This is a genomic window from Myxococcales bacterium, from assembly GCA_016716835.1.
GTDB lineage: Bacteria > Myxococcota_A > Polyangia > Haliangiales > Haliangiaceae > JADJUW01.
In genome coordinates, this window is record JADJUW010000001.1 from 2,704,167 (window position 1) to 2,725,869 (window position 21,703).

Consider the following 21,703-nt stretch of genomic DNA (forward strand, 5'->3'; position numbering starts at 1 on the left):
TCACCCACGGCAATTTCCGCCTACGATTTCCTAGCCTCTAACCAGGCTTCGTTGTCGACCAGTCGATGAAGAGTTCTGGAAAAATATTCGACGGCAGCGTGCCATGCATTTCGTGAATAGAGTGGCGCCCAACGCGCCCAGCCGCGCGGAAGTCGACAAGCTGAGGGACCTAACGCCTACTTCGCGAGGCGTTCGACGTCGAAGAACTCGACCTTGCTGCCCGCGGCGACGCCGTGCTGCGCGGCCCACCCGCCGTTGACCTCAAGCACATAAAGCGACGGCTTGTCGACATAGCGAGACGTATCGGTCTTGGGCACGGCGTTGGCGACGATGCCAACGATGGTGAAATCCTTGTCGATGAAAATCATGTCGAGAGGAATGAGCGTGTTGTGCATCCAGAAGCTGTGCACGGCGGTCGTGCCCATCAAGAACAACATCCCCTGATCGGCCGGCATGAACGTGCGATGCATGAGGCCGCGGATAATGCGCGCCTCGCTGGCGACCACCTCAACCTTGACCCGCAGGGGCTCGCCGTTGGCTTTTATGTCCGGGAATCGGACCTCTGCGAGGGTGGCGGACGCGCTGGGGACGACCGCGGTGGGGGTGGCTGCCGCGCGCTTGGCCGCGGCATCAGCGACATCCTCGGCGCCGTGATTGGCGGGGCCGGGCACAGGCTCGAGATGCTGCTTGCACGCGAGCATAGCGGTAACCGCACAGACGGTGATGAGGGCAAGGCGCATCACGCCGGCATGGGTAGCACAATTTGGCGCGCCAGGCGCCGTTTCAGGTAAGATTGAGTCGCGGCGTTGTCGCCCTTGGTATGAACGCACTTATCCTTCGCTCGCCCGCGTCGGCACAACCGTACCTTGAGGTCTTGCGGGAGCTCGGCGTGAACAGCGACGCATGCGAAGTCACGACCACCAAGTGGCTCGCTGATGGCATCGAGGAGCTGCGACGCGCGGTCGCCGAGCTCGGCGATGGCGGCGGCGTGTTCTTGGCCAGCCACAACGGCGTGGCGGCCTTTTGCCAGGCCATGGTCTCCGCCACCCCGCCAAGCGGTGCGCGCTGGCATGTCGTGACGGCGGGTGAAGCGACGCGCGACGCTCTAACCGCCGAGGCGGCCACGAATCTGACGCTCGGCCGGCACGTGGCAAGCGTGGTCGCGATGGTGGCCACTGCTGAAGCCTCGATTGGTGCGAGCGCAGCGGCTTACTTTGCGTCGAAACACGTGCCGCATGTGTTGGTGCCGCGCGCCGCGAATGGGCGAGCGGATATTGTCAATGAGCTGTCGGCGAGGCAGCTCGCGCACGCGGCAATTGACTGCTACGAGACCTGCCCTGCTCCGATCGACCCCACGCTGCGTCACCACCTCGACGCGCTGCGCGCGGGACAGGTAGCGCTCGTGGTGGTCATGGCGCCGTCGGCGGTGGCGGCGCTCGCGTCGGCCCTCGCGCCCGTCGCCCTGGCCGACCTTACCTGCCGTTGGCTCGCCATTGGCGAGACGACGCGCGATGCGCTGATCGCGGCCGACGTAGCCTCCGACGCGGTGCGCGCCGCACCCACGCCGACGCCGCAAGGGGTCGCACAGGCAGTGGCGAACTGGCGATAGACGTTGTAGCTTGAGGCCATGAATTTTCCTGAGTATCGCCCCCGGCGCGTGCGGCGAACCGAGGCGCTGCGGCGGCTCGTGCGCGAAACGCGCCTGGCGCCCGACAATTTTATCTTGCCGCTCTTTGTCATCGGCGGCAGCGGCGTTGCCAACCCCATTTCGTCTATGCCGGGGCAGTTTCAATTCTCTGTCGACAAGGCGACCGACCAGGCAGCCAAGGCGTGGCAGCTCGGCATCACTGCCGTGATCTTGTTTGGCATCCCCGAGCGCAAAGACGCCGTCGGCTCGGAGGCGTGGAACAGCGAGGGCGTGGTGCACCAAGCGATCCGCGCCATCAAGAGGCGGGTGCCTGAGATGACCGTCATCGCGGATGCGTGTTTTTGCGAATACACCGACCATGGCCATTGCGGCGTGCTCACGGCGGGCGCGCTCGACAACGATGCCTCGCTCGAAAACCTTGGCCGCGCCGTCGTCAGCTATGCGGGGGCCGGCGCCGACATCGTCGCGCCGTCGGGCATGCTCGATGGCTTTGTTGGGGTGTGCCGGGACGCGCTCGATGAGGCGGGCTCCGCCGACACCATCATCATGGCGTATTCCGCGAAATATGCGTCGGCCTTTTACGGGCCGTTTCGCGACGCTGCCCATTCGGCGCCACAGGCTGGCGATCGCAAGGCCTATCAAATGGATCCGGCCAACGTGCGCGAGGCGATGCGCGAGATCGCCATCGACGTCAGCGAGGGCGCCGATATCGTCATGGTCAAGCCGGCGCTGTCGTATCTCGATGTCATCCGCGCCGCTGCCGATGAGGTCGACACGCCGCTGTGCGCCTACGCCGTAAGCGGCGAGTACGCGATGATCGAGGCCGCGGCCGCCAACGGCTGGATCGATCGTCAGCGCATGATCATGGAGACGCTCACCTCTATACGACGCGCGGGCGCCGACATGATCATCACCTATCATGCGATCGAGGCGGCAACGTGGCTGAGGCAAGCGTAGCGCCATGAAATACCACTTTCTCGAGGTCACGCCGTTTAGCGCCAAGGCGCTCGGCGCCGCGGTGGCGCCCTTTGCCGAGAGCGGCTGGCGGGTTGAACGCGTCGATCTGATCGCACCGGCGACGGCCAAAAAACCGAGTTATGGCTTGGTCACGCTCACCCATAACGCCGAGGCGTTGGCATCGGCAGCAGCCTCGGCGACGGCGGAAAAAAACAAGCGCCGACCCGGCCATAAATTGATCGACCTCGGCGAGCTAGATTGGGGCGAACACCCCGACGTTCGTCATCTTGAGCTGGATGTCGCGCAAAAGCGCCGACGCCGCGGGTAACGCCGCAGGGGGTCACGGCGGTAAAAACGTTAGCTGCCACGCCGTATGCGCCGTTCGCTGCGCAACGGTGGGCCAGGCGCCGACGCCATCGCGGCCTCGCCTGGCCATGGCCGCCGGCACGAGCTGGATGAGCGAGCCGGTCTGCAGGTCGACCGTGGCCTCGCCCTTGACCAACGCATGCTCTTTGTTATCGACCTTAAGCGTCACCACCGCGGACGCCTCGAGACGAATGCGATAGCGGGCGGCGGCGCTGGCAAAGCGCAAGGTCTCGACGTCATCGTCGGCATCGAACGAACCGCGCGCGCCCATCGACGTCACGGCCACGGCGTCGGCGATGCCTTCATTGGGTTCGACGGCCACGGCGAGCTCGCCCTCGCGCTCGCTTACCCTCTGCAAGGTAAGAGTATAAAGATCGCTGACATTTTCGCTCGGCACCGCGCCGGGTGCGGTCACCGCCTCGACCTCGATCAGCACCGTGCCGCGCAAGCGGCGAGCGCCAAGGTGCTCGGCATCGCCAACAGTGCCGAGATTCGTTTCCGCGAGCAATAAGCCATCGGCGAGGCGAAAGCGCAAGGCGACATCGATGTTGGGCGGGGCGATCACTGAGACCGCATAGGCGCTGGGCTCCTCGCCTAGCTGAGCGACAAAGAGATCGCGATCGCCTTGCTGTTCACTATGGCGTTTGCCGAGCAAGCCTTGGACATCGGTGCCAACCGCGATCGGCGTGGCGTTGGCAGCAACATTGTTGGGCTCGCGCTCAAGGCGCCGCGGCGCATCCGACGACCCGCGCCCGAGCATAAACCACACGGCCGCCGCGATCGCGCCGACGGCCACCGCGCCGGCCGCCACGCGCAGATGCCACTTGCGTCGCCCTAGCGCCTGCTCGAAGGCATCAAGGTCCGAACGCTGCAATTGCCAGCTCGAGTTGGACAACGCCGTCGTTGGCAGTTGATGCACCATGCTTCGCACCTGCGGCCTATGCCGCGCGGATTCTTGATGAGTCTCGAAGATGCGCGTCAGCGTCTCCGCCACCTCCTGCGCGCTGGCTGGTCGGTCGCTTGCTTCCTTCGCCATGCAATGCAAGATGAGGTCGCTGAGCGGCCGCGGCAACGGCGCGCGCTCAGCGGGTGGTACCGGCGCCTGATGAAGATGCGCCGAGAGCACATCGAGCGCGCTATCACCGCCAAAGGCGACGTGTCCGGTCAGCAGCTGATACATCAAGGCGCCGAGCGAATAGAGGTCGGTGCGCGCGCTGATCGCCTGGCCGCGAATTTGTTCGGGGGCCATAAAGTACGGCGTGCCAACGATCTCGCCGCCTTCGCCCATCGTGAGCGAGGGCGGGGCCGAGGCGGAAGCCGAGGTAGCCTCCGCCTGGATCGCAAGCGGTGCGGGCCCCCCCCCGTCGCGTTCGAGCAGCGCCGCGAGGCCGAAATCGAGGACCTTGACAAAATCGCGATGGCTTGCATCTCGCGTGAGCAGAATATTGTCTGGCTTGAGATCGCGATGCACGATGTTCATGCCGTGCGCCTCGGTCAAGGAGGCACAAATTTGCACGAGCAAGGGCAACGCGCGCAGCCATGGCATCGGGCCGTCGCGCTCGATGAGGCGCGCCAAGTCGACGCCTCGCACCAACTCCATAACCAAATACAGTTGGCCACGTTCGCTACCAAAGTCAAAGACGCCGATCGAATTGGGATGAGTCAGGCGCGACACGGCGTGGGCCTCGCGCTCAAACCGCGCCACCACCTCACGCCGATCGGCGAGGTCGCTGTGGAGCACCTTCATCGCCGCATGCTTGCCCAGCCGCACATGTTCGACGCGATAGATGACGCCCATGCCACCCTGCCCGATGCATTCCAAGACGCGATAGCGACCATCGACGATGCGCCCAAGCCACGCGCGCCGCGAGCTCGCCATGCGGTCATCGAGGGCGCGCGAACCGCCGCCGTCGAAGCCGCCAGCGCCTGTCGAACCGAGCGCCGGCGCGGCGAGGTCGAGCCGCGAGCGCGAAGGCCTGGTCGGGCCGGTCGCGTGCTGCCCGCATTGCGCGCAGAAATTGGCGTGCGTCATTAGCGCGGCGCCACAGCCGGTGCAAAAGGCCTCGAGGCGTCCCGTCGCGGCTAGCCCTGAACTATCGTTGGCGTCGCTCACGGTTGCTCCCAGGTGCCGGCATCGGCCGCCCAAACCTGCCACTTGGCGCCGCCTGCCGACACCGTAAGCAGCAGCGCCTTGCCCGCCTGTGGCTGTTTCTCGCTGTCATAACGCCTTTGCGCCGACATATGGCCAAGCGCGATATGTCGTGGCGGCGCACCCTTTTGCGGCTCCGACGACCAGGCGCCATCGCGCGTTGCGTGCTCGGCACCGGCAAACACGACGATCGGTACGGCGGCGAGCGCCGAGGCCAGCCGCGCATCGCCCACGTGGATTGCCGTGGCGCCCACATCGACCTCACCGCGCACGGGCGCCGCCACCAGCGCGGCGAGCCAAGGCGTTATTGCGTGGTCGGCTATCGGCCACGCCTCAACCTCGCGCCGCAAGGCCTCGACATCGGCCGGCTCATACACGCACCCATCGACGCGCCATGCGAGTTGTGCCGCGGTGGGCATGCCCCCGACCAAGATTAGCCGCGCCACCCCTGCGTCGATCGCGGTGGGCCGCGTCGCATCGATGAGGGTCGCGCGTTGGGGATGTGTCGCGATCAGATCGCGCAGGCCGCTGACTGGCTCGCGATCGCCAGGCACGACCACGGTTGGGTAGGCCGGCGAGGCAACGGCATCGAGCAAGCTCCTTGCCTCGGCAACCGTCGCGGCATTGCTGCCAAGGAGGACCAACGCGCTAAGCGGCGCCACGGTCGCATCGGCAAGAAACGCCTTTACTTGCGCGAGGCTCGCCGGCGTCACTTCGCGCAGTTCGGCGAACACCGCCACGCGCACCCGACCATCTTGCGGCGTTAACGTGACCACCTGCGGCGACCCAACCAGGGCCGTGCAGCGATGGGGCGTCAGGCTTGCGAGCCCGGCCGCAACGGCGACGTCGAGTGCCGCGGTTAGGCTGCGTCCGTCAACGGCGTGCGCCTGCTGGGTCCGGGCCGACGGCTCGGTAGGCGAGCTGCCGCAAGCCAACGTCGCCGAGGCGACCATCACCACCCATTGCGATGGCCACCTGGGTACGCGTGGCGTCGCGCCCTTCATGGCTGATCGCGCACCATCCCGCCGGCGTCGCGCCACACCGCGCAGATCTTCGGCGGGTAGTGGTACGCGCTGATCGCGGCGCCAGGCGCGCGGCTAATGATACGGCGAAACACGGCGCTCGCGGAATCAGCGTCTTCGCTGGCGACATAAGAACCACCAAGCAGCAGCGCCACCTCAAGCGCATTAGGCAACGCGAGATAGTCGAGGTCGAGCGTTACGAGATCGCGCTTCACCTGCGCCATGTTGCCATCGCGCCACGCCGCGCGCGCGCTGGGCAGTGATTTCTTCACCAAGGCGGCCATCGTTTCGCGATGGGCCAGGCGGCGACGCGCCTCTTCATCGAGCGCGGGCGCATACGCGGCGCGCACACGCATCTCCAGGCCTGGAATTAGCACGACTTCACCGGCCCGCAACACGTCTTGGCTTAGGGCATTGTAGTTACGCAGCAAGAGCGCGCCCGTGGCATCGCCGTAGAACCGCAGCGCGAGCTCTTCAAGCGTTTCGCCGCCCTGTGCGGTGAGGCTCGCCTGCAAGGGCACCCGCACGGCGGCTCCCGCGACCAAATCCGCGCCTTGATCAAGCTCATTGGCTTTCGCCAAAAATCCGGCGCGCATCGCCGAACCTAGGTGCACCGCCGCCAGCGATGCAAACGTATCGCCCACCGAGACGACCAGTTCGCGATCGACCAAGATCGTCAAGCGTTCCCCTGGCACCAGGGCGCGGCGCGTGCCGATGCCGTTGGCTACAGCCACGAAGGGCGCATATTTCTTATCGCCATAGACGCCGGTCGCCACGCTGTCTAACGTGTCGCCCTTGCGTACCTCGTAAAAAACCGCGGCGACCGAAACGTTTTCGGTCACAGCGCCCGCGCCCGTCGCCGGTTGCGCTAACACGCCATGATCTTGCCACGCCAAGCAGATCGCCACGACGACGGCCAACCGCCACAATGAGTAACCCGCCCTCATCGTCCCGTGCCCTTCGTCTTGTTGCGCACGTCCAGCTTGGAGCCATCGCCCTTAAGGGGCTTGCCCTTGGTGCCGCGAACTTTTGGCAACGTGGTGGTCGTCGCCGGCACCGTGGGCTCGACCTCGACGTCAGGCACCAGCTGCTCACGCACCTCATTGGCCGACGATGGCGCGTCCGGTGGCAGCCCCAGCGCGCGCTCGCTAAAGCCCGCCGAGCCTGGGCTTGTCTCGTAGGCCAAGGGGGGTACGTCTCGCCCGGCGCGCAGCACGCCGTCGGCGACAAAATCGAAGCGAATCAACTTGGCGTTGCTAGCCGACGTGGCAACGAGGTCGACATTTACTTCATACGGTTCGTACCAAGGGTGCGAGAGCACCACCGTGTGTCGCCCGGTGGCGAGCGCGAGCGGCTGCCCCAGCGGCGTCTCCCCCGACGGCCGCCCATCAACGGCGATGGTGGCCCACGGATTGGCGACCAGCTGAATATGGCCAATATCGGACGACCGCACCAAGAGCTCGGCATTGGCGTTCTTGCCCACGGGCGCGATGTGAATGAGCCCGAGCATGAGCGTCGTCACCGCCGCCAACGTCGATTGCACGACCAGGCCCCGGCGCACGGCGCTGCGCGTGTGCGGCGTCGTCGGGACCATCCCCACCGCGCCGCCGGGCACCATCGCGGCGCTAATGTATTGCGACATCTCGATCTCGGAGATGACGTTTTGGCTGCGCAGAAACAGCACCAGCCTCGCCTGATAGTTCATGTCGACGTGTTTGGCGACAAAGCGCTCGATCGCCATCACCATCGCCTGCGCGCTCGGCCAGCGATTCTTGGGGCTCTTTTCCAGACAACGATCAATGATCTTCTCGAGCTCGCGCGGCACGTCGGGATTGAGCTTGCGGGCGCGCACGTGCGGCTCGAGGCGAATCTTGTGCATGACCGAGCGCAGCTCGTCTTCCACGAAGGGCTTGCGTCCCGTCACCATTTGGTAGAGCAAGATGCCAAGCGAAAAAATATCCGAGCGCGCGTCTGGCTTGTCACCAATGATCTGCTCAGGCGACATATACGCCGGCGTGCCGAGCCCGGTGCCCAGCTCGGTTAGGTCTTCGAGGCTCTGGTCGCGCGCGATGCCGAAGTCCATCAGCTTGACGCCACCTTGCCGCGATAGCATGACGTTCGCGGGCTTGATGTCGCGATGGATAATGCTGCGGTAGTGGACGTAGTCGAGCGCGCGCGCCACCTGCATCGCGATGATCGCCGCCACGTCATACGGCAAGCGACCGCAACGATCGAGGAGGTCGTAGAGGTCTTGGCCCTCGACGTACTCCATGATCATGTACAGCGCTCCCTTCTCGACGTGAAAGTCGTAGACCTGAATTAGGTTTTCGTGTTGCAAGGCCGCGAGCGCGCGGGCCTCACGCTCAAAGCGCGTCGCAATATGTTCTTCTTGCGCGGCGTGTGGCTTGAGCGCCTTGACCGCAACCACGCGCTCGAGATGGTCTTGCACCGCCTTGTAGACGACCGCCATCCCGCCCGATGCGACCTCCCCGACAATCCGGCAGCTTCCGACGCGGGTTAACACCGCCATATTATCGCAGCAGAACCGCGCAAGTCGCAATCCGCGATTGCGTGGGTTTAAGACCTACAGTGGCTTGGGCGCCGGTGGGGGCGCGCCTGCCTTGGCATCGCTACCCAACGCATCAGGCGTTGCGTCGATCGCCGCATCCACGCCTGCGGCGGGGGCAACCGGCAGGTGACACAGCACCGCCGCCAGTTTTGCCGGGTCGACGACCTGCACCGTTTCAGCACAAAGCTGGCGTTCGCCAATCATGACCCGCACCTCGTGCGCGCCCATGGGCAACGACACCACGAGCTCGCCTTTGGCGGTCGTGCCGCGGCGAGTGCCGTCGATATAGACCTCGGCGGGATCGAGCTCTTTGGTTTGGATCAGTACCCGGCCCTTGACCTCAACCACCTCGGCCGAGGGTGCGGACGCGACCGGACTAGCGTCGCGAATGACGAACCAATAAAATGCCGCCGCGACAAAGACTAGGCCGCCAGCAACAGCGGCGGCAATCACGGACGTGGGCGTCCCCGACTTCTCTGAAACGGCGGTGCCCATCGACGTCGCCGCGCGCGCACGCTCGCCGAGCTGGCCAGCCGGCACGACGCCAGAAATCTCCGCCGCCGGGGTTAGCACGGCCGGCGGTGGTGCCGCCTCGACAACCGGTGCCGAGGCGGCAGGTGCCGGTTCGGCAGTGTCACCGAATAGCTCATCATGTGACAGGCCAAGCGAAACCGCCTGACTGCGCCGCCGAACGCCTGCCGCGGTCGCCGCCCGCATTTCGCGCGACGTCCGTGGCGTAGGCCTCGCGCCAGTTCCGGTTGGCTCTTTGCCGATGCCGTCCGCGGCGCTCATGCGCGTCGAACGCCGCACGGGTTCCATCGACGGCCGACCGCGTGAAGCTCCGGTTTGCCCAGTTTGCCCGGTTTGCCCGGTTTGCCCGGTAGGGCCCGTAGGCCCCGTCTGGCCTATTTGCCGCGGTCTCCCGGATGTGCCAGTTTCGCCGGTTACCGCTGCATCGCCCGTCGCGCCCGTTGGTTGCGATTCAAGTGGATCGGTCTCAGCGGCGACGTCGGGCCCGTAAATTGCAATCGCCTCGGCGCTCGCGACAGGACTCTTCACCGCTTCAAGCTTGCCTCCTACCGGTGGCACGTTCGGCATGAACGCAGTCTCGTCGTCATCAAGCGCTTTAGCGGACAGCGCGACCGGTTGCGCGGTTTGAGCGGCAGGAAACTGTGCCGGACGCGCGACGGCGCCTGTGTTTAACTCATCGAGCGGATCGCTCTCCTCCGCCGGCAAACTTGGGGCGGACGCGGCAACGGGTTCATCGAAGACCGCGCGCGTTTCGTCGTCATTGATCGCCGGTGCCTCGGTGGCAGGAGCGGCCGCGCCCGCCGCCGATGCCGCCCTAGCCACTTCGACCGCGCCTGGGTTAAAAACCGTGGCGCCGTCTGGATCCTCGGATGCGCCGACATCTGGCGCCGTGCCCGCCACCGTCGCGCCATCGGGATCGTCAGTGACGAGGTCGGCGGCCGCCGCGATCGCCGCCACCGGCACCTCCATATGGCCGCTCGCGTTGCGCAGCGCGCCGATATCCTGCAGCTCTTTTTCGATCTCTTGCGAAAACGCCTTGCGCAGCCAAGCCGACATATCCGCCGCCGTAAACGTCAATGATTTTTCACGCAAGTACTCATCAAGCGCCGCACGATACTCGCTGCACCATTGAAAGCGCGCCTCGGCGTCTTTGTGCAAGGCGCGCATGATGATGGCCTCGAGCTTGCTATCGATGCGAGGATCGGCCTTGCTTGGCATGGGAATCTTGACCTCTCGCACCTTTTCGAGGATGTCGAGATCTGACGCACCCGTGAACAAGCGATCGCTGATTAGCAGCTCATAAAATACCGTGCCACAGGCAAAAATATCGGTCCGCCGATCGAGCGCCTCGCCGCGCACCTGCTCCGGCGCCATATAGCTAAACTTGCCTTTAAGCACCCCTGCGACCGTTTGTGAGGCCCTGGACGCGGCCTTGGCAATACCGAAGTCGATGACCTTGACCTCGCCGTTGTAGGCGACCAAGACGTTTTGCGGCGAACAATCGCGATGGACGATCTCCATCGGTTTGCCCTCTTTATCGACCTGCCGGTGCGCATAGTCGAGCCCGTCCAGCATGCGCATGATGACATAGCAGGCCATCTCGATCGGCATCGGCTGTCGCAGCTTGCGAAAGCGATTGACGATCTGGAGCAGGTCTTTGCCCCAGACGTATTCCATCGCAATAAATAGCGTGCCGTCTTGCTCACCCAGCTCAATGATCTTCGCGATGTTGGGGTGGTCGAGCTGACCCGCAATGGTCGCCTCATCGATAAACATCTTGGTGAATTCTTGGTCTTCGACCAGCGCCGGCAGGATGCGTTTAATCGCAAGCACTTGATTGCCGCCGCTGGCGCGCTTGGCGCGATACACCTCCGCCATGCCCCCGATGCTGACCCTGTCTAGCAACGCATAGTTGCCAAAGTTCATCGGCTGCTTCACGCTACTATGGTAACCAGCCCCTTCTCGCCATACAACCGACTTGGCTCGCGACATGAGGACATACGACCCACCCGTGCAGATGCTGACCCAAACAAATGGGTTACGAGTCGTGCTCGTCGAGCTGGCTCACCTACATACGACGACAGTCTCCTTATTTATCAAGGTCGGCTCGCGGTTCGAAACCGCGCACGAAAATGGCCTATCTCACTTTGTCGAGCACATGCTTTTTCGTGGCACCGAGCGCTACGCGTCGTCGCTGTTGCTCAACACCGCGGTCGAACGCCTCGGGAGCATGCTGCATGCAGAGACGGGCCGCGACTACACGCTGTTTCAGATGGGCCTGCCGCCAGAGCGACTAGCCGAGGGCCTCGACATCATTGCAGATCTCATGAGCTCGCCCCGCTTTGAAGACATCGACCTCGAGCGCGAGCTGGTGCTCGAAGAGCTCAACGAAGATTATAACGACGACGGCGCCGAGATCAACGATGGCGACCTCGCGCGCGGCCTCTTATTTGGCGACCACCCACTCGGCCAACGCATCGCCGGCAGCCGCGCCAACGTGCAACGGTTTACCCGCGACGAAGTCATGGATTTTTTCCGGCGCTACTACGGCGCCGCAAATTCCATCTTATGCGTCGCCGGGCCTCACACCATGGCCGAGGTGACCGCCGCGACCGCGCCCATGGCCAAGGTGCCGAAGGGCATCGCCGCGGTCGTGCCCGGCGTGGTCGCGCCACAAACTGCCGCCCACCCGCGCATCACCTTTGTCGAAGATGCGGGCTCGCAGACCAACATGACCTTGGTGCTGCAAGGCTTTGCCGAAGCGTCGCCACAGTATCTGCCTATGGTCGGGCTCTTGCGCTGCCTGGATGACGGCATGTCGACGCGGCTGCACTATGAATTGTGCGATCAGAAAGGCCTAGCGTATTCGATCAATGCCGGCGTCGATGCGCTCACCGATATCTCCTTGTTTGAGATTAGCGGTGCCACGGCACACCACAAGGTCGTGGCGCTCATCGAGGCGCTTGCCAAGATCTTGGCCTCGCTGCGCGAAACGCCCGTCACCGATGCCGAGCTCGATCGCATCCGAACCCGCTATCGCTACGAGCTCTTGGCGTCTTTTGACGATGGCTCGGCCATGGCCTCGTGGTTTGGTGGCACGCGCCTATACGCCGACCCACCCTCGCTCGGCAGTCGCCTGCATGCGATCGAACAGCTAACCGCGGCGCAGATCACCGCTGTTGCGCGCGAGCTGCTGCAACCGCATCGGCTCGCGGCGGCGTTTGTTGGCAAGATCACAGAAAAGCGACAGCGCGAAATCGAAGCCGCGCTGGCCGCTTGGTAATCGCAACAAGGCGCGTGCTAGCGTGCCGCCATGACAAAATCTATTCGCGCACGCGCCCACGGCGCCATCGCGCTCGCCGCGGCAGGCGCGTTCGCAAGTGCCTGCGGCGATGAGGCAGCCGGCGGGCTGCCTGGGACGTGGGGCAACGACAACGCCGCATTGCCAACATGCGGCGCCCTGGGCCGGGTCTGCCTCGCCAATCCCCTCGACGCGCCGCTCGCGATTGGCGGCACGACAGAATTCCGCATCGAGGTCGCCACGGCAGGCGGCGCAGGCTTAGCCATCGATCTGCAAAGTGCCGCCCCCTCGATCGTCGAGGCCTCGGGGCTCACGCTAAGCGCGCTCGCTGAGGGTGGCACCGCCATCCTCTTTACCGCCGATGACATCGTGCTCGACTGGCTGTTTGTTTACACCCAGGCGCTTGATGCCATGCGCATCGTAATCTTTTCGCAACAAGGCGATTTACTCGGGTTTGCCGGCGATGACAGCCAATTGCTGATAGGCGACCAGGCGTATTTTGCGGTCGCCCCGTATGCGAGCGGCGCGCCCCTGGCGGGAAATTTCCCGCTCGCCATCGACATCGTCGGCGACAGCGTGCGCATCATCCCTGACCTCACCCAGGCGCGCTATCGCGTCATCGCGCAGGCGGCGGGTAGCGCCGTGGTGACATTTAGCGCGCTGGATCAGCAAGTAATTTGGAATATCGAGGTGCTGCCATGAATCGACGCGTGACGCCCGTGATGAACCTTGTGGCTGGTAGCGTGGTGCTGGCGCTGGCCGGCTGCCCCACCACCGATGAGATCGCGCTTGGCCAGACGACCGCCGCCCCGGCCACCAAGACGGCCTATCTCAACAACGATGAAGACGGCACGGGCTACTATCTCAATATCTCGCCCGGCGTTGCCATTGGCGTGCGCTGCTGGGACAGCTGCTCATATGCTTGCGATGGCGCGGTGGTGACGTCAAACGACGACGCGATCTTGTCGATCCTCGACGCCGATCCGGCGCTGTCATCACCGCACTACGTGCTGGTGGCACACACGATCGGCGCCACGCAGCTTGAGGTGCGCAATGCGTGCGCGACCCAGATTTACTCGGTCACCGTAGAGTAGCTACGTGGCCGTAGGTAGCCGCCAGTCGTCGACTGCGACCTAGTTCGACGACTTGGTTTCGGTCGTCGTTACGGTCTTCGTCGTGGTAGCGGTCGCTTTCGCGGCTTCGGGCGCCGCCGCGGCTGGTGCCGCAGCTGCTGGCGCCGCTTCATGCGCTGGCATCCAGCCCATTTGCAACGCCATTTGCGCGCCGTTGTAGAAGCGCGTCAGGTGCTTGACCTTGCCACCCTCGTACTTGACCAGCTCGGCGGCGATGAACTTCGCAGGCTTGCCGGTTTTCTTCATCGGGCCCATGTCGCCGGTCATCGTGCCGGTGAATTCGGTCATCGACAGCACGTAGTCGCCAGCCGCCCACAACGTCTTTTCGGTCATCTTGCCGTCAGGAAACGCGCCGGTGAACATTTTCCAGCCGGCTTCCATCGCGGGCTTGCCGACCATGTCAGCCGGCGAGCCTTGATCGGATTCGACCACGTCGTCCGCGACCGTCGCCAACGCGGCGGTTAGGTCGCGCTTGTTGAATAGCTCATTGCCTTGACGGGCCACCGCGACGTTCGCGGTTTCGGTTTCGTTGTTTGCGGCCACGGCGATGATCGGCGCGCCGTCCATGCCTTTTTCCATCAACGGGCGGCCATGATTTTCGAACAAGCCGAGTTGGGCCATCATGGCGCCTTCATCGGCAATCCACGATTCTTCGGTCACTTGGTTGGCGGCGTTGACCGTCACCAGGTGCAATTGAAGCTGGCCAAACTTTTTGCCGGTTGCCGGCATTTCGCCTTTAGGCGATTTCATGGCGCCGGTGTTCGTACCCGCGACCAAGACAATGGCGGCGATGTTACGGCCATTGACCAAAATCAGTTGCGGCGTGGACGTTACGTCGGGAAACGCGGTGCGAAATTCGGTGGTGTTGGCCATGATGGCTTGCAGGCCCATCAGCGGCGCGGTAAACGCGACCGAATCGACGAAGGTGCTCTTGGCGTCGGGCGCGTAGCAAGCCTTGAGTCCGTCCATGTTGCCGGCGCTGAAGTGTTTGTGGCATTCCAAGTAGAAGTTCGCTAGCTCGGTGCCTTCGAACGGCTTGGGCTCAGCTTTGACGGGGGTAGGCGTCGCGTTGGTCGCGGCCTTATTGGCTGGCGCTTCGTTCGCCTGCTCTTTCTTGCAGCCGGTGAGCGCGAGCGCGCCAATAACAAAAAGTGTGCTTAATTTAGTCATGCGTTGTGTTCCTCCAACGCGTTTATAGCCACACCGCGCGCGATCTAAATCACCCTGGCCAATAATTTTAAGTGCTAGCCTGTAGGGACGTGCGGTCGTCGTCGGCCCTTACAAATGTATCGAAAACTTTACGAGACAGCGCAATGAAAACCTTACCGCCTCGTTGGATCTGCCTCCCAGCACTTAGCCTATTGGGACTGGGCGCGAGCTGCGGCGGGCCCGCTGCGCCCGTGCTGTTGCCGCCGTGCGGCGACCTCGAGCCCGCTCGGTCGTTGTTGCCGCCCGTGCCATCGACGTTGGTGCACACCATTGTACCCGTAGGAGAGATCGACGCTCCGATGTCGCCCGTCGGTGCGATCAATCCCGTCAAGTACGACGGCGAGTTGGCCTATACAGAGCAAGGACTTGGCCTATACGCGCACGGTCCTGCGCTGGAGCGGGTGCAACGGACAGATCTCGGCGGCAGCACTATTTTTTCGACGCGACGCTCGCTCGCATATTTCGCCATTACCTCCGACACACAGCTCGTCGACGATGAGTCGCCCGTGAGGCTCGCCGGTTTAGATACCAGCGCGGTGGGGGGCGCGATCCGCCCGCAGGAAGCCTACGTACCGCACGGCATGTCGGCGATGAACCGTACGCTGGCGCGTATCGAAGCGCTAACGCGTCCGTTTGATTTTGGCATTGTCACCGGAGATTGCGCCGACAACGCCCAATACAACGAGTTGCGGTGGTTTACCGACATCATGGATGGAAGCCCAGTACATGTCGACTCAGGCGACGACAATGACCCGACGCCGGGCGTTAGCAATGATCCCAAAGATCCATTCACGCCAGTTGCGTTTCCTGCGCCGTGGTACATGGTGATGGGCAATCACGATACGATGGTGCTCGGGATCATCCTGCCAGACTATTATCAGACCACCGCGGTGGGCGATTTTGCCGAATACGGCACCCGCGACTACACGCAGTTCTTTGCGCCAGTGGAGACCAATTTTACGACGCCTGCCGATCCGGACCGGCGCCTGTTGTCACGCGATGAAATCATCGATGAATTATGGACCAGCCCCAGCGCGCCAGGTCCCATTGGCCACGGCCCCGCCGACAATGCAGATACGGAATTTGGCGCTAACTATGAATTTGACGCCATCCCTGGCCTGCTGCGCGTGATCCACCTCGACACCACCGATCGCAGTGGAGGCTCGATCGGCATGGTGACTCAAGATGCGGTCGACCATTTCTTGTTGCCAGCATTGGCGCGCGCCGAAACCGACGGCGTGCTGGTCATGCTAGCGTCGCATCACAGCGCCGATATGATCGATACGCTGGAGGCAGAGGCTGGCGAGCCACTGCCAGGCGCGCTTTCCCCAACGCAAGTGACCGAATTAGTTGCCGCGCATCGCAACGTCATCGCGTGGTTGGTCGGCCACATCCACAACAATCGAATTCGCGCGATCGCAGGCCCCGCTCAGGCGCATCCGGGCTATTGGGAGATCGCAAGCAGCTCCTTGGTCGATTGGCCCCAACAAGCGCGCGCGCTCGAGCTGGTCGATAACGGCAACGGCACGATCTCCATCTTTGCGACCACCATCGATTTTGACGAAATGTCGTGCGCCGAACAGCGGTTTCGCCGGCTCGCACTCATGGACTATCTCTCCGGCTGGGGCGATGAGATAAGTGTTGACCCTGCCGATCAAAACGTTGAGCTCGTCATCAACGTGCCGCCTGGCACCGCCGCCGCGGTGGCTTCGGCGGTGGGCGATGAGCAGATCGAAAGCGAAACCACGCTGCGCGGCGTTTCCGAGTAACCAACGCCGACGGTTCGTCGCGGGGGCCGAGGCCGAGGCTTAGACCAGCCGTCTCGGTGAGGCGCGCCGCCGCCACAGCAGCGCCATCGCCACGAGCAACACCGGCGCGCTGGCGCTAGGCCCACCGGTCGTGCGGCAGGCACAGCCACCGCCCCCCCCGACGGTGACCTCGCCGGGCGGCGCCGTATCGTCGCATGCGTCCCCGAGGCCATCGCCGTCTTCATCGGCCTGGTCGGCATTGGCGTCGCTCGGGCAATTATCCAGCGCGTCTTCGATGCCGTCGTCGTCGCCGTCGATGAAGTCATCGTCACACGCGTTGCCGATGCCGTCGTCGTCAACGTCGGCCTGGTCGGTGTTGGCGTCCAGCGGGCAGTTGTCGTCGACATCATCGACGCCATCGTTGTCGTCGTCGTCATCGCCGGCATCGCACTGACCGTCGCTGTCGAAGTCGGCGCCGTCGAGCGCGAGGCTGAACGACCCGCCGCTGCAGTCTTCACAGCTATCGGTGTCATTGTCCGAGCACACGAACGGATTGGCGTCGTCGCTGTCGTCGCCGTCGAGCGCGCCGTCATCATCGTCGTCGGCGTCGCCGGCATCGCAGGCGCCATCGCCGTCAAAGTCGCTGCCGTCGTCGCCGAGGTTAAACGTGCCGTTGCTGCAATCTTCGCAGCCATCGCCGTCGCTGTCGGAGCACACGAGCGGGTTGCCGTCGTCGCTGTCGTCGTCATCGAGCGCGCCGTCATCATCATCGTCGCCATCGCCGTCATCGCACTGCCCGTCGCCGTCGAAGTCGGTGCCGTCGAGCGCCAGGCTAAAGGTCCCATTGCTGCAGTCCTCGCAGCCGTCGCTGTCGCTGTCGGAGCAGACCAGCGGATTGGCGTCGTCGCTGTCGTCGCCGTCGAGCGCGCCGTCATCATCATCGTCGCCGTCGCCGGCGTCGCACTGGCCATCGCCATCGAAATCGTCGCCGTCGTTGCCCACCGCGCCGCCCGAGCCACCCACGCCGGTGTTGGTGCAGTCATCGCAGCCATCGGTGTCGACGTCGCGGCACACGTTGGGGTTGGCGTCATTGATGTCGGTCACGTTGTTGACGCCGTCGTCGTCGAGATCGCCGAGCGGCCCGTCGTTGTCGTCGGCATCGAGGTAATCAGCGAGGCCGTCGCCGTCGGTATCGGGCGCCGTGAGGTCACACGCGCCTTCTTGGATATCGGGCAGGCCATCGCCATCGCGGTCAAAGCGCGGCATCGGCCGCAGCACCATCGCCCAGTCGTTAAGCCCGTTGCCGCCGGTGACCTGAATATTAATTGGTTTGTCGGCGTTGATCGTCCATAGACTGCCGGAGGCCAGCACGATGAAGCCATCTTCGTCGATCGTCGTGACGGTCGGCGCGCCACCGTTGCTATATGTCACCGCCGTCGCGTCTTCCACCGCAAAGATGATGGCGCCTTGAGTTTGCGAGTGAATCAGAAATGATCGGCTGGCCCGCCCAATCGCGCTGGTTAGATCGTCGCCCATGTGCTCGACCGCGTTGCCACCCTCCGTGTCGCCCGACCACACCGAGACCGATCCGCTCGAAACTACAAGCTTCCACCGGCCGGTGCTGCGGTCGCCATTGTAGTAGACCGCGCCCCCGGCGACGTTGACGTCAGTCAGCGCCGGCACGGCAAGGCCGGTGCTTAGATCGTAGAGGGTAAATACCGCCGCCGTTGTGTCGGGATTGAACACGGCAAACGCGCCGCGCTGCCATCCATTGGTTGCAAAGAAAAACGTCTTACCGTCGTCGTTATCGCAGTCTTCGCCCTGCGCGCCGCCGGCGTCCGGCACGGGCGGCACTTGCGTGTACCCATTGCCCGTCGTGCTCTGGATGGCGATGACCCCGGTGGAGGCCACGGTATATACGGCGCCGGAGGTGAGGCTTGGTACGGTCCACGACGAATCGGCCGTCATAACCTGTGATGTCACCAGGGTGCCCACGCTATCGCGAATCTCGACCGTCGCGGCATCGCGCGCATGCACCACAGTTGCCGGCATGCTATCGACGACGATCGGCGAAATAATAAACGCCGTCGAATAGAACTTCTTGCCGTCAAGCGCGGGGTAGAAATAGTCGCCCGTAAACGAACAGCAATCGCGCTCCATCTGGATTAGCATCGGCTCGGAGACGTCGACGCGAAAACGTCGCGCCGAGCCGCCCATGTCGATGGTCACGCGCTGCAACCGATTGACCGTGCCGCTCGTGATCAGGGTCTGCGAGGGCAGCTCCGTCACCGTGTACGTCGTGCCATCGATATAGCCGATGAGACGCAGATTCGTCGCAGCCGGCGGCGTCCTGCCGTAGTAGATCTGAGACACGGCCTCTGCATCAGGTGCGGTTGCGATGACCGCCATCAGCGCGAGCGCGCAAACCATGACAAATCGAGTCGCTAGGTGTTTCATGGGCAAATTTGAACACGCGCCCACGCCGAGACCAAGGTAGCGTCGGCTCAATTCGAGCGAGACCTACATGTGCGGGCGAAGCCTATATATGTAATTGGCGACGCTTAGCCGCGACGGCGCTACAGAATCTGCGTTGCGAGTTCCGCCAACGCCGAGCGTTCGCCCTTGGAAAGCGTCACGTGGCCCGCAAGCATTTCTTGCTTGAAGCGCTCGGCGACCGTCGTAAGCCCATTGTTGGACGAATCGATATAGGGATTATCGATCTGATACGGATCGCCGGTGAGAATGATCTTGGTGCCTTCGCCGGCGCGCGTGACGATGGTCTTGACCTCGTGCGGCGTCAGATTTTGCGCCTCGTCGACGATCATGTAGACGTTGGGCAGCGAGCGGCCGCGGATATACGTTAGCGGCTCGATCTCGACAAAGCCCAGCTCCATCAATTCAGCATAGCTACGGCCATCGCGCGTGTCGTTGCGGTTGAGGCCGAGCAGAAACTCCAGATTGTCATAGATCGGCTGCATCCACGGATTGAGCTTTTCTTCGATGTCACCAGGGAGAAAGCCAATGTCGCGTCCAAGCGGGAAGATGGGACGCGATACCAACAGCTTGGAGTACGCTTGGTCTTCGGTGACCTTTTGCAGGCCCGCGGCGAGCGCCAGCAAGGTCTTGCCGGTGCCGGCCTTACCGACTAATGTCACCAGCTTGACGTCGTCGTTGAGCAGCAAATCGAGGGCAAAGTGCTGCTCCTTGTTGCGCGGGCGAATGCCCCACACACCCTCGCGCAGCTTCTTGATCGCGTGGACCTTTTGTGAGGTCTTGTCGAATTTGCCGAGCGCCGACTTAGCGCCCGATTCGTCGCGCAGCAGCACGTATTCATTTGCGGCGAGATCTGTCGCGGCGACCGCCGCCGAGCCATCGGCAAACAAGGCATCAACCGTGGCGGCAGGCACCACGAGCTCGCGATTGCCGGGATAGAGCTCATCCATCGAGATGCTATCGGCCTCATAGTCCGCCGTCGCCAGCCCGAGCGCATCGCCGCGGATGCGCATGTTGACGTCTTTGGTGACCAGGATGGTTGGCAGCGGCGGTTTTTCGGCGGCGATATCGAGCGCGGTCTCGAGGATGCGCTGATCCATCGTGCGCGAGTCGTAGCTGGGGTTCTTGTGTTGTTCCTTGGACATCGCGACGCGCACGGTGCCGCCATGCTCGAGCGGCTGTGGCTTGGCCAGGCCGCCGCTGGCACGATGCTTGTCGAGCATGCGTGCGATTTGCCGCGCGTTGCGCCCGAGCTCAGAGAGGTCTTTCTTGAAGGTGTCGATCTCCTCGATCACGTAGATCGGAATTACGACGTGGTTGTCTTCGAAGGAATATAACGCCTGCGGATCGTGCAGCAAGACGTTGGTGTCGAGCACATAATTCTTGACGGCCATTGCCGGCATTGTTGCCGGAACCGATCGGGTTTTCGATTACTTGTGGCAGAAATCAACCTGGGCTATACCGGTAAAAATGCCGAAGCCTGCGCTTCTTGTTGGCAATCCCACCGCGCAGACTGGACGCGCGGCGCGATGGATCAAGCGCGCGCAAGAGGAGCTTGCAGCGGTCGGCATCGCCTGCGAGTTCATGGCGACCGAGCCGGCAGGAAAAACCGTGGCCAATGTGTCGCGGCACATTGACACACACGGCACGACACTCGTCATCGCAATGGGCGGCGACGGCACCTTTGCCGAGGTCGCCAAGGGTATTCTGAGCGCGCGGCAGCCGGACTCGGTCAAGCTCGGCCTTTTGCCCATCGGCACCGCCAACGATCAGGGCAAGTCCGTGGGGATTCGCGCCGGCGCGCGCGCGATCAAGGCGAACGTCAAGATCTTGTGCGGCAACGGCGTGGTCAGCATGGATGCGGGCCGGCTCACCGTCTTTGATGCGGCGGGCGACGTCATCCATCGCGACATGTTCTTTGATTCGTTTTCGGTCGGCCTCTCGGGTGCCACCCTGCGCGCCCGCAACCGCGACCGCGCGCTGGTGTCGCGGCTGCCCGGGCTCTCGGCGATCTATCACAGCCAGGCGGTATACGCCGGGGCGCTGCTGCGGCGCATGCTGCAAACCTATCTCATCGACACCAAATTCGATCTGGTTGCCAAGGTCGACGATCACGTCTGGCACTACGAAGCGCTGCTCGACCTGGTCATTAAGAACACGCGCGTGTTCTCCGGGGATTGGGTGCTCGACGCCGCGACACGCTCTGACGACGGCCTCTTCGAGATGACGCCGATCTTAGGTCGTCGCGATTTTCTAACCAAGCTGGTAACAACGTTTCGCCTAAGTCCCCTTACCGAAGATCGCCTGCGTGCGCTCGGCGTCGAGCGCGAGCCGTCACGGACGGGCCAGCGCTTCGAACTAGACGTGTACGGCAATGCCGGGCGGCGCATCAAGGCGCAGGTCGATGGCGAAGAGATTCCCGATGGAGCGCGCTACCACATCGAAAATCTGCCGCGGGCGCTGCATATCGTGGCGCCGACCTCGTAGGCCGACGCCGCGGTGTGGTTTTGTGCTCCTTTGCGCACATCGCAAACCGGCGCAAAGCTGGCACCGCGCGTAGCCGAAGGCTTGGTAATT

The 21,703-nt window shown here is 63.5% G+C and carries 17 protein-coding genes; 8 read left to right on the forward strand and 9 right to left on the reverse strand.

The annotated features are described in order from the left end of the window. Positions 1-176: 176 nt before the first annotated feature. Entirely contained in the window at positions 177-701 is a 525-nt protein-coding gene (locus tag IPL79_11955; protein MBK9071697.1) for a DUF192 domain-containing protein, read from the reverse strand. A 119-nt stretch (positions 702-820) separates the two neighbouring features. On the opposite strand from IPL79_11955, the gene IPL79_11960 reads away from it, so the two are divergent. From IPL79_11960 to IPL79_11970, 3 genes are read left to right on the forward strand one after another with little or no spacing between them, the layout of a single operon-like run. Further along, positions 821-1,609 (forward strand): uroporphyrinogen-III synthase, encoded by a 789-nt coding sequence (locus IPL79_11960; GenBank protein MBK9071698.1) that lies wholly within the window; start codon positions 821-823, stop codon positions 1,607-1,609. 18 nt (positions 1,610-1,627) lie between these two features. Then, positions 1,628-2,605 (forward strand): porphobilinogen synthase, encoded by a 978-nt coding sequence (gene hemB / locus IPL79_11965; protein MBK9071699.1) that lies wholly within the window; start codon positions 1,628-1,630, stop codon positions 2,603-2,605. Between the two features lie 4 nt (positions 2,606-2,609). Continuing rightward, positions 2,610-2,933, forward strand: coding sequence for a hypothetical protein (locus IPL79_11970; protein ID MBK9071700.1), 324 nt, complete (start codon positions 2,610-2,612; stop codon positions 2,931-2,933). Positions 2,934-2,945: 12 nt separating this feature from the next. Here IPL79_11970 and IPL79_11975 read toward each other — a convergent pair whose 3' ends face one another. Genes IPL79_11975 through IPL79_11995 form a run of 5 tightly spaced genes read right to left on the reverse strand, consistent with a single transcriptional unit; the run spans position 2,946 to position 11,180 of the window. Further along, the gene (locus IPL79_11975) at positions 2,946-5,084 is read right to left on the reverse strand and encodes a protein kinase (GenBank protein MBK9071701.1); all 2,139 of its coding nucleotides are present in this window, start codon (positions 5,082-5,084) and stop codon (positions 2,946-2,948) included. After that, a complete protein-coding gene (locus IPL79_11980; protein MBK9071702.1) occupies positions 5,081-6,124 on the reverse strand; it encodes a hypothetical protein in 1,044 nt (347 codons plus the stop codon). Before IPL79_11980 ends, IPL79_11975 begins: the two co-directional genes overlap by 4 nt. Then, positions 6,121-7,050, reverse strand: a complete 930-nt coding sequence (locus IPL79_11985; GenBank protein ID MBK9071703.1) for a LysM peptidoglycan-binding domain-containing protein — start codon at positions 7,048-7,050, stop codon at positions 6,121-6,123. Before IPL79_11985 ends, IPL79_11980 begins: the two co-directional genes overlap by 4 nt. A gap of 35 nt (positions 7,051-7,085) precedes the next feature. Continuing rightward, complete coding sequence (locus tag IPL79_11990) at positions 7,086-8,666, reverse strand: serine/threonine protein kinase (protein ID MBK9071704.1); 1,581 nt, start codon at positions 8,664-8,666, stop codon at positions 7,086-7,088. A gap of 60 nt (positions 8,667-8,726) precedes the next feature. Beyond that, positions 8,727-11,180, reverse strand: a complete 2,454-nt coding sequence (locus IPL79_11995) for a protein kinase (GenBank protein ID MBK9071705.1) — start codon at positions 11,178-11,180, stop codon at positions 8,727-8,729. A 52-nt stretch (positions 11,181-11,232) separates the two neighbouring features. Here IPL79_11995 and IPL79_12000 point away from each other — a divergent pair, with 52 nt between their 5' ends. The 3 genes from IPL79_12000 to IPL79_12010 are packed head-to-tail and all read left to right on the forward strand — an operon-like array spanning position 11,233 to position 13,637. Beyond that, positions 11,233-12,525: an insulinase family protein gene (locus IPL79_12000; protein ID MBK9071706.1), complete on the forward strand. Its 1,293-nt coding sequence runs from the start codon at positions 11,233-11,235 to the stop codon at positions 12,523-12,525. 30 nt (positions 12,526-12,555) lie between these two features. Then, entirely contained in the window at positions 12,556-13,245 is a 690-nt protein-coding gene (locus tag IPL79_12005; GenBank protein ID MBK9071707.1) for a hypothetical protein, read from the forward strand. Continuing rightward, complete coding sequence (locus IPL79_12010) at positions 13,242-13,637, forward strand: hypothetical protein (GenBank protein MBK9071708.1); 396 nt, start codon at positions 13,242-13,244, stop codon at positions 13,635-13,637. Before IPL79_12005 ends, IPL79_12010 begins: the two co-directional genes overlap by 4 nt. Positions 13,638-13,676: 39 nt before the next feature. On the opposite strand, the gene IPL79_12015 is transcribed toward IPL79_12010, so the two are convergent. Continuing rightward, positions 13,677-14,846 (reverse strand): ester cyclase, encoded by a 1,170-nt coding sequence (locus IPL79_12015; GenBank protein MBK9071709.1) that lies wholly within the window; start codon positions 14,844-14,846, stop codon positions 13,677-13,679. A 143-nt stretch (positions 14,847-14,989) separates the two neighbouring features. Between IPL79_12015 and IPL79_12020 the strand changes: the two genes are divergently transcribed. Continuing rightward, on the forward strand, positions 14,990-16,654 hold the full coding sequence (locus IPL79_12020) for a metallophosphoesterase (protein ID MBK9071710.1): 1,665 nt from the start codon (positions 14,990-14,992) through the stop codon (positions 16,652-16,654). A 39-nt stretch (positions 16,655-16,693) separates the two neighbouring features. On the opposite strand, the gene IPL79_12025 is transcribed toward IPL79_12020, so the two are convergent. Together IPL79_12025 and IPL79_12030 are read right to left on the reverse strand one after the other, a co-directional pair. Beyond that, the gene (locus tag IPL79_12025; GenBank protein ID MBK9071711.1) at positions 16,694-19,090 is read right to left on the reverse strand and encodes a hypothetical protein; all 2,397 of its coding nucleotides are present in this window, start codon (positions 19,088-19,090) and stop codon (positions 16,694-16,696) included. A 119-nt stretch (positions 19,091-19,209) separates the two neighbouring features. Further along, a complete protein-coding gene (locus IPL79_12030) occupies positions 19,210-20,529 on the reverse strand; it encodes a PhoH family protein (GenBank protein MBK9071712.1) in 1,320 nt (439 codons plus the stop codon). A gap of 67 nt (positions 20,530-20,596) precedes the next feature. On the opposite strand from IPL79_12030, the gene IPL79_12035 reads away from it, so the two are divergent. Then, positions 20,597-21,613, forward strand: coding sequence for a hypothetical protein (locus IPL79_12035; GenBank protein ID MBK9071713.1), 1,017 nt, complete (start codon positions 20,597-20,599; stop codon positions 21,611-21,613). The last annotated feature ends 90 nt before the right edge of the window (positions 21,614-21,703 follow it).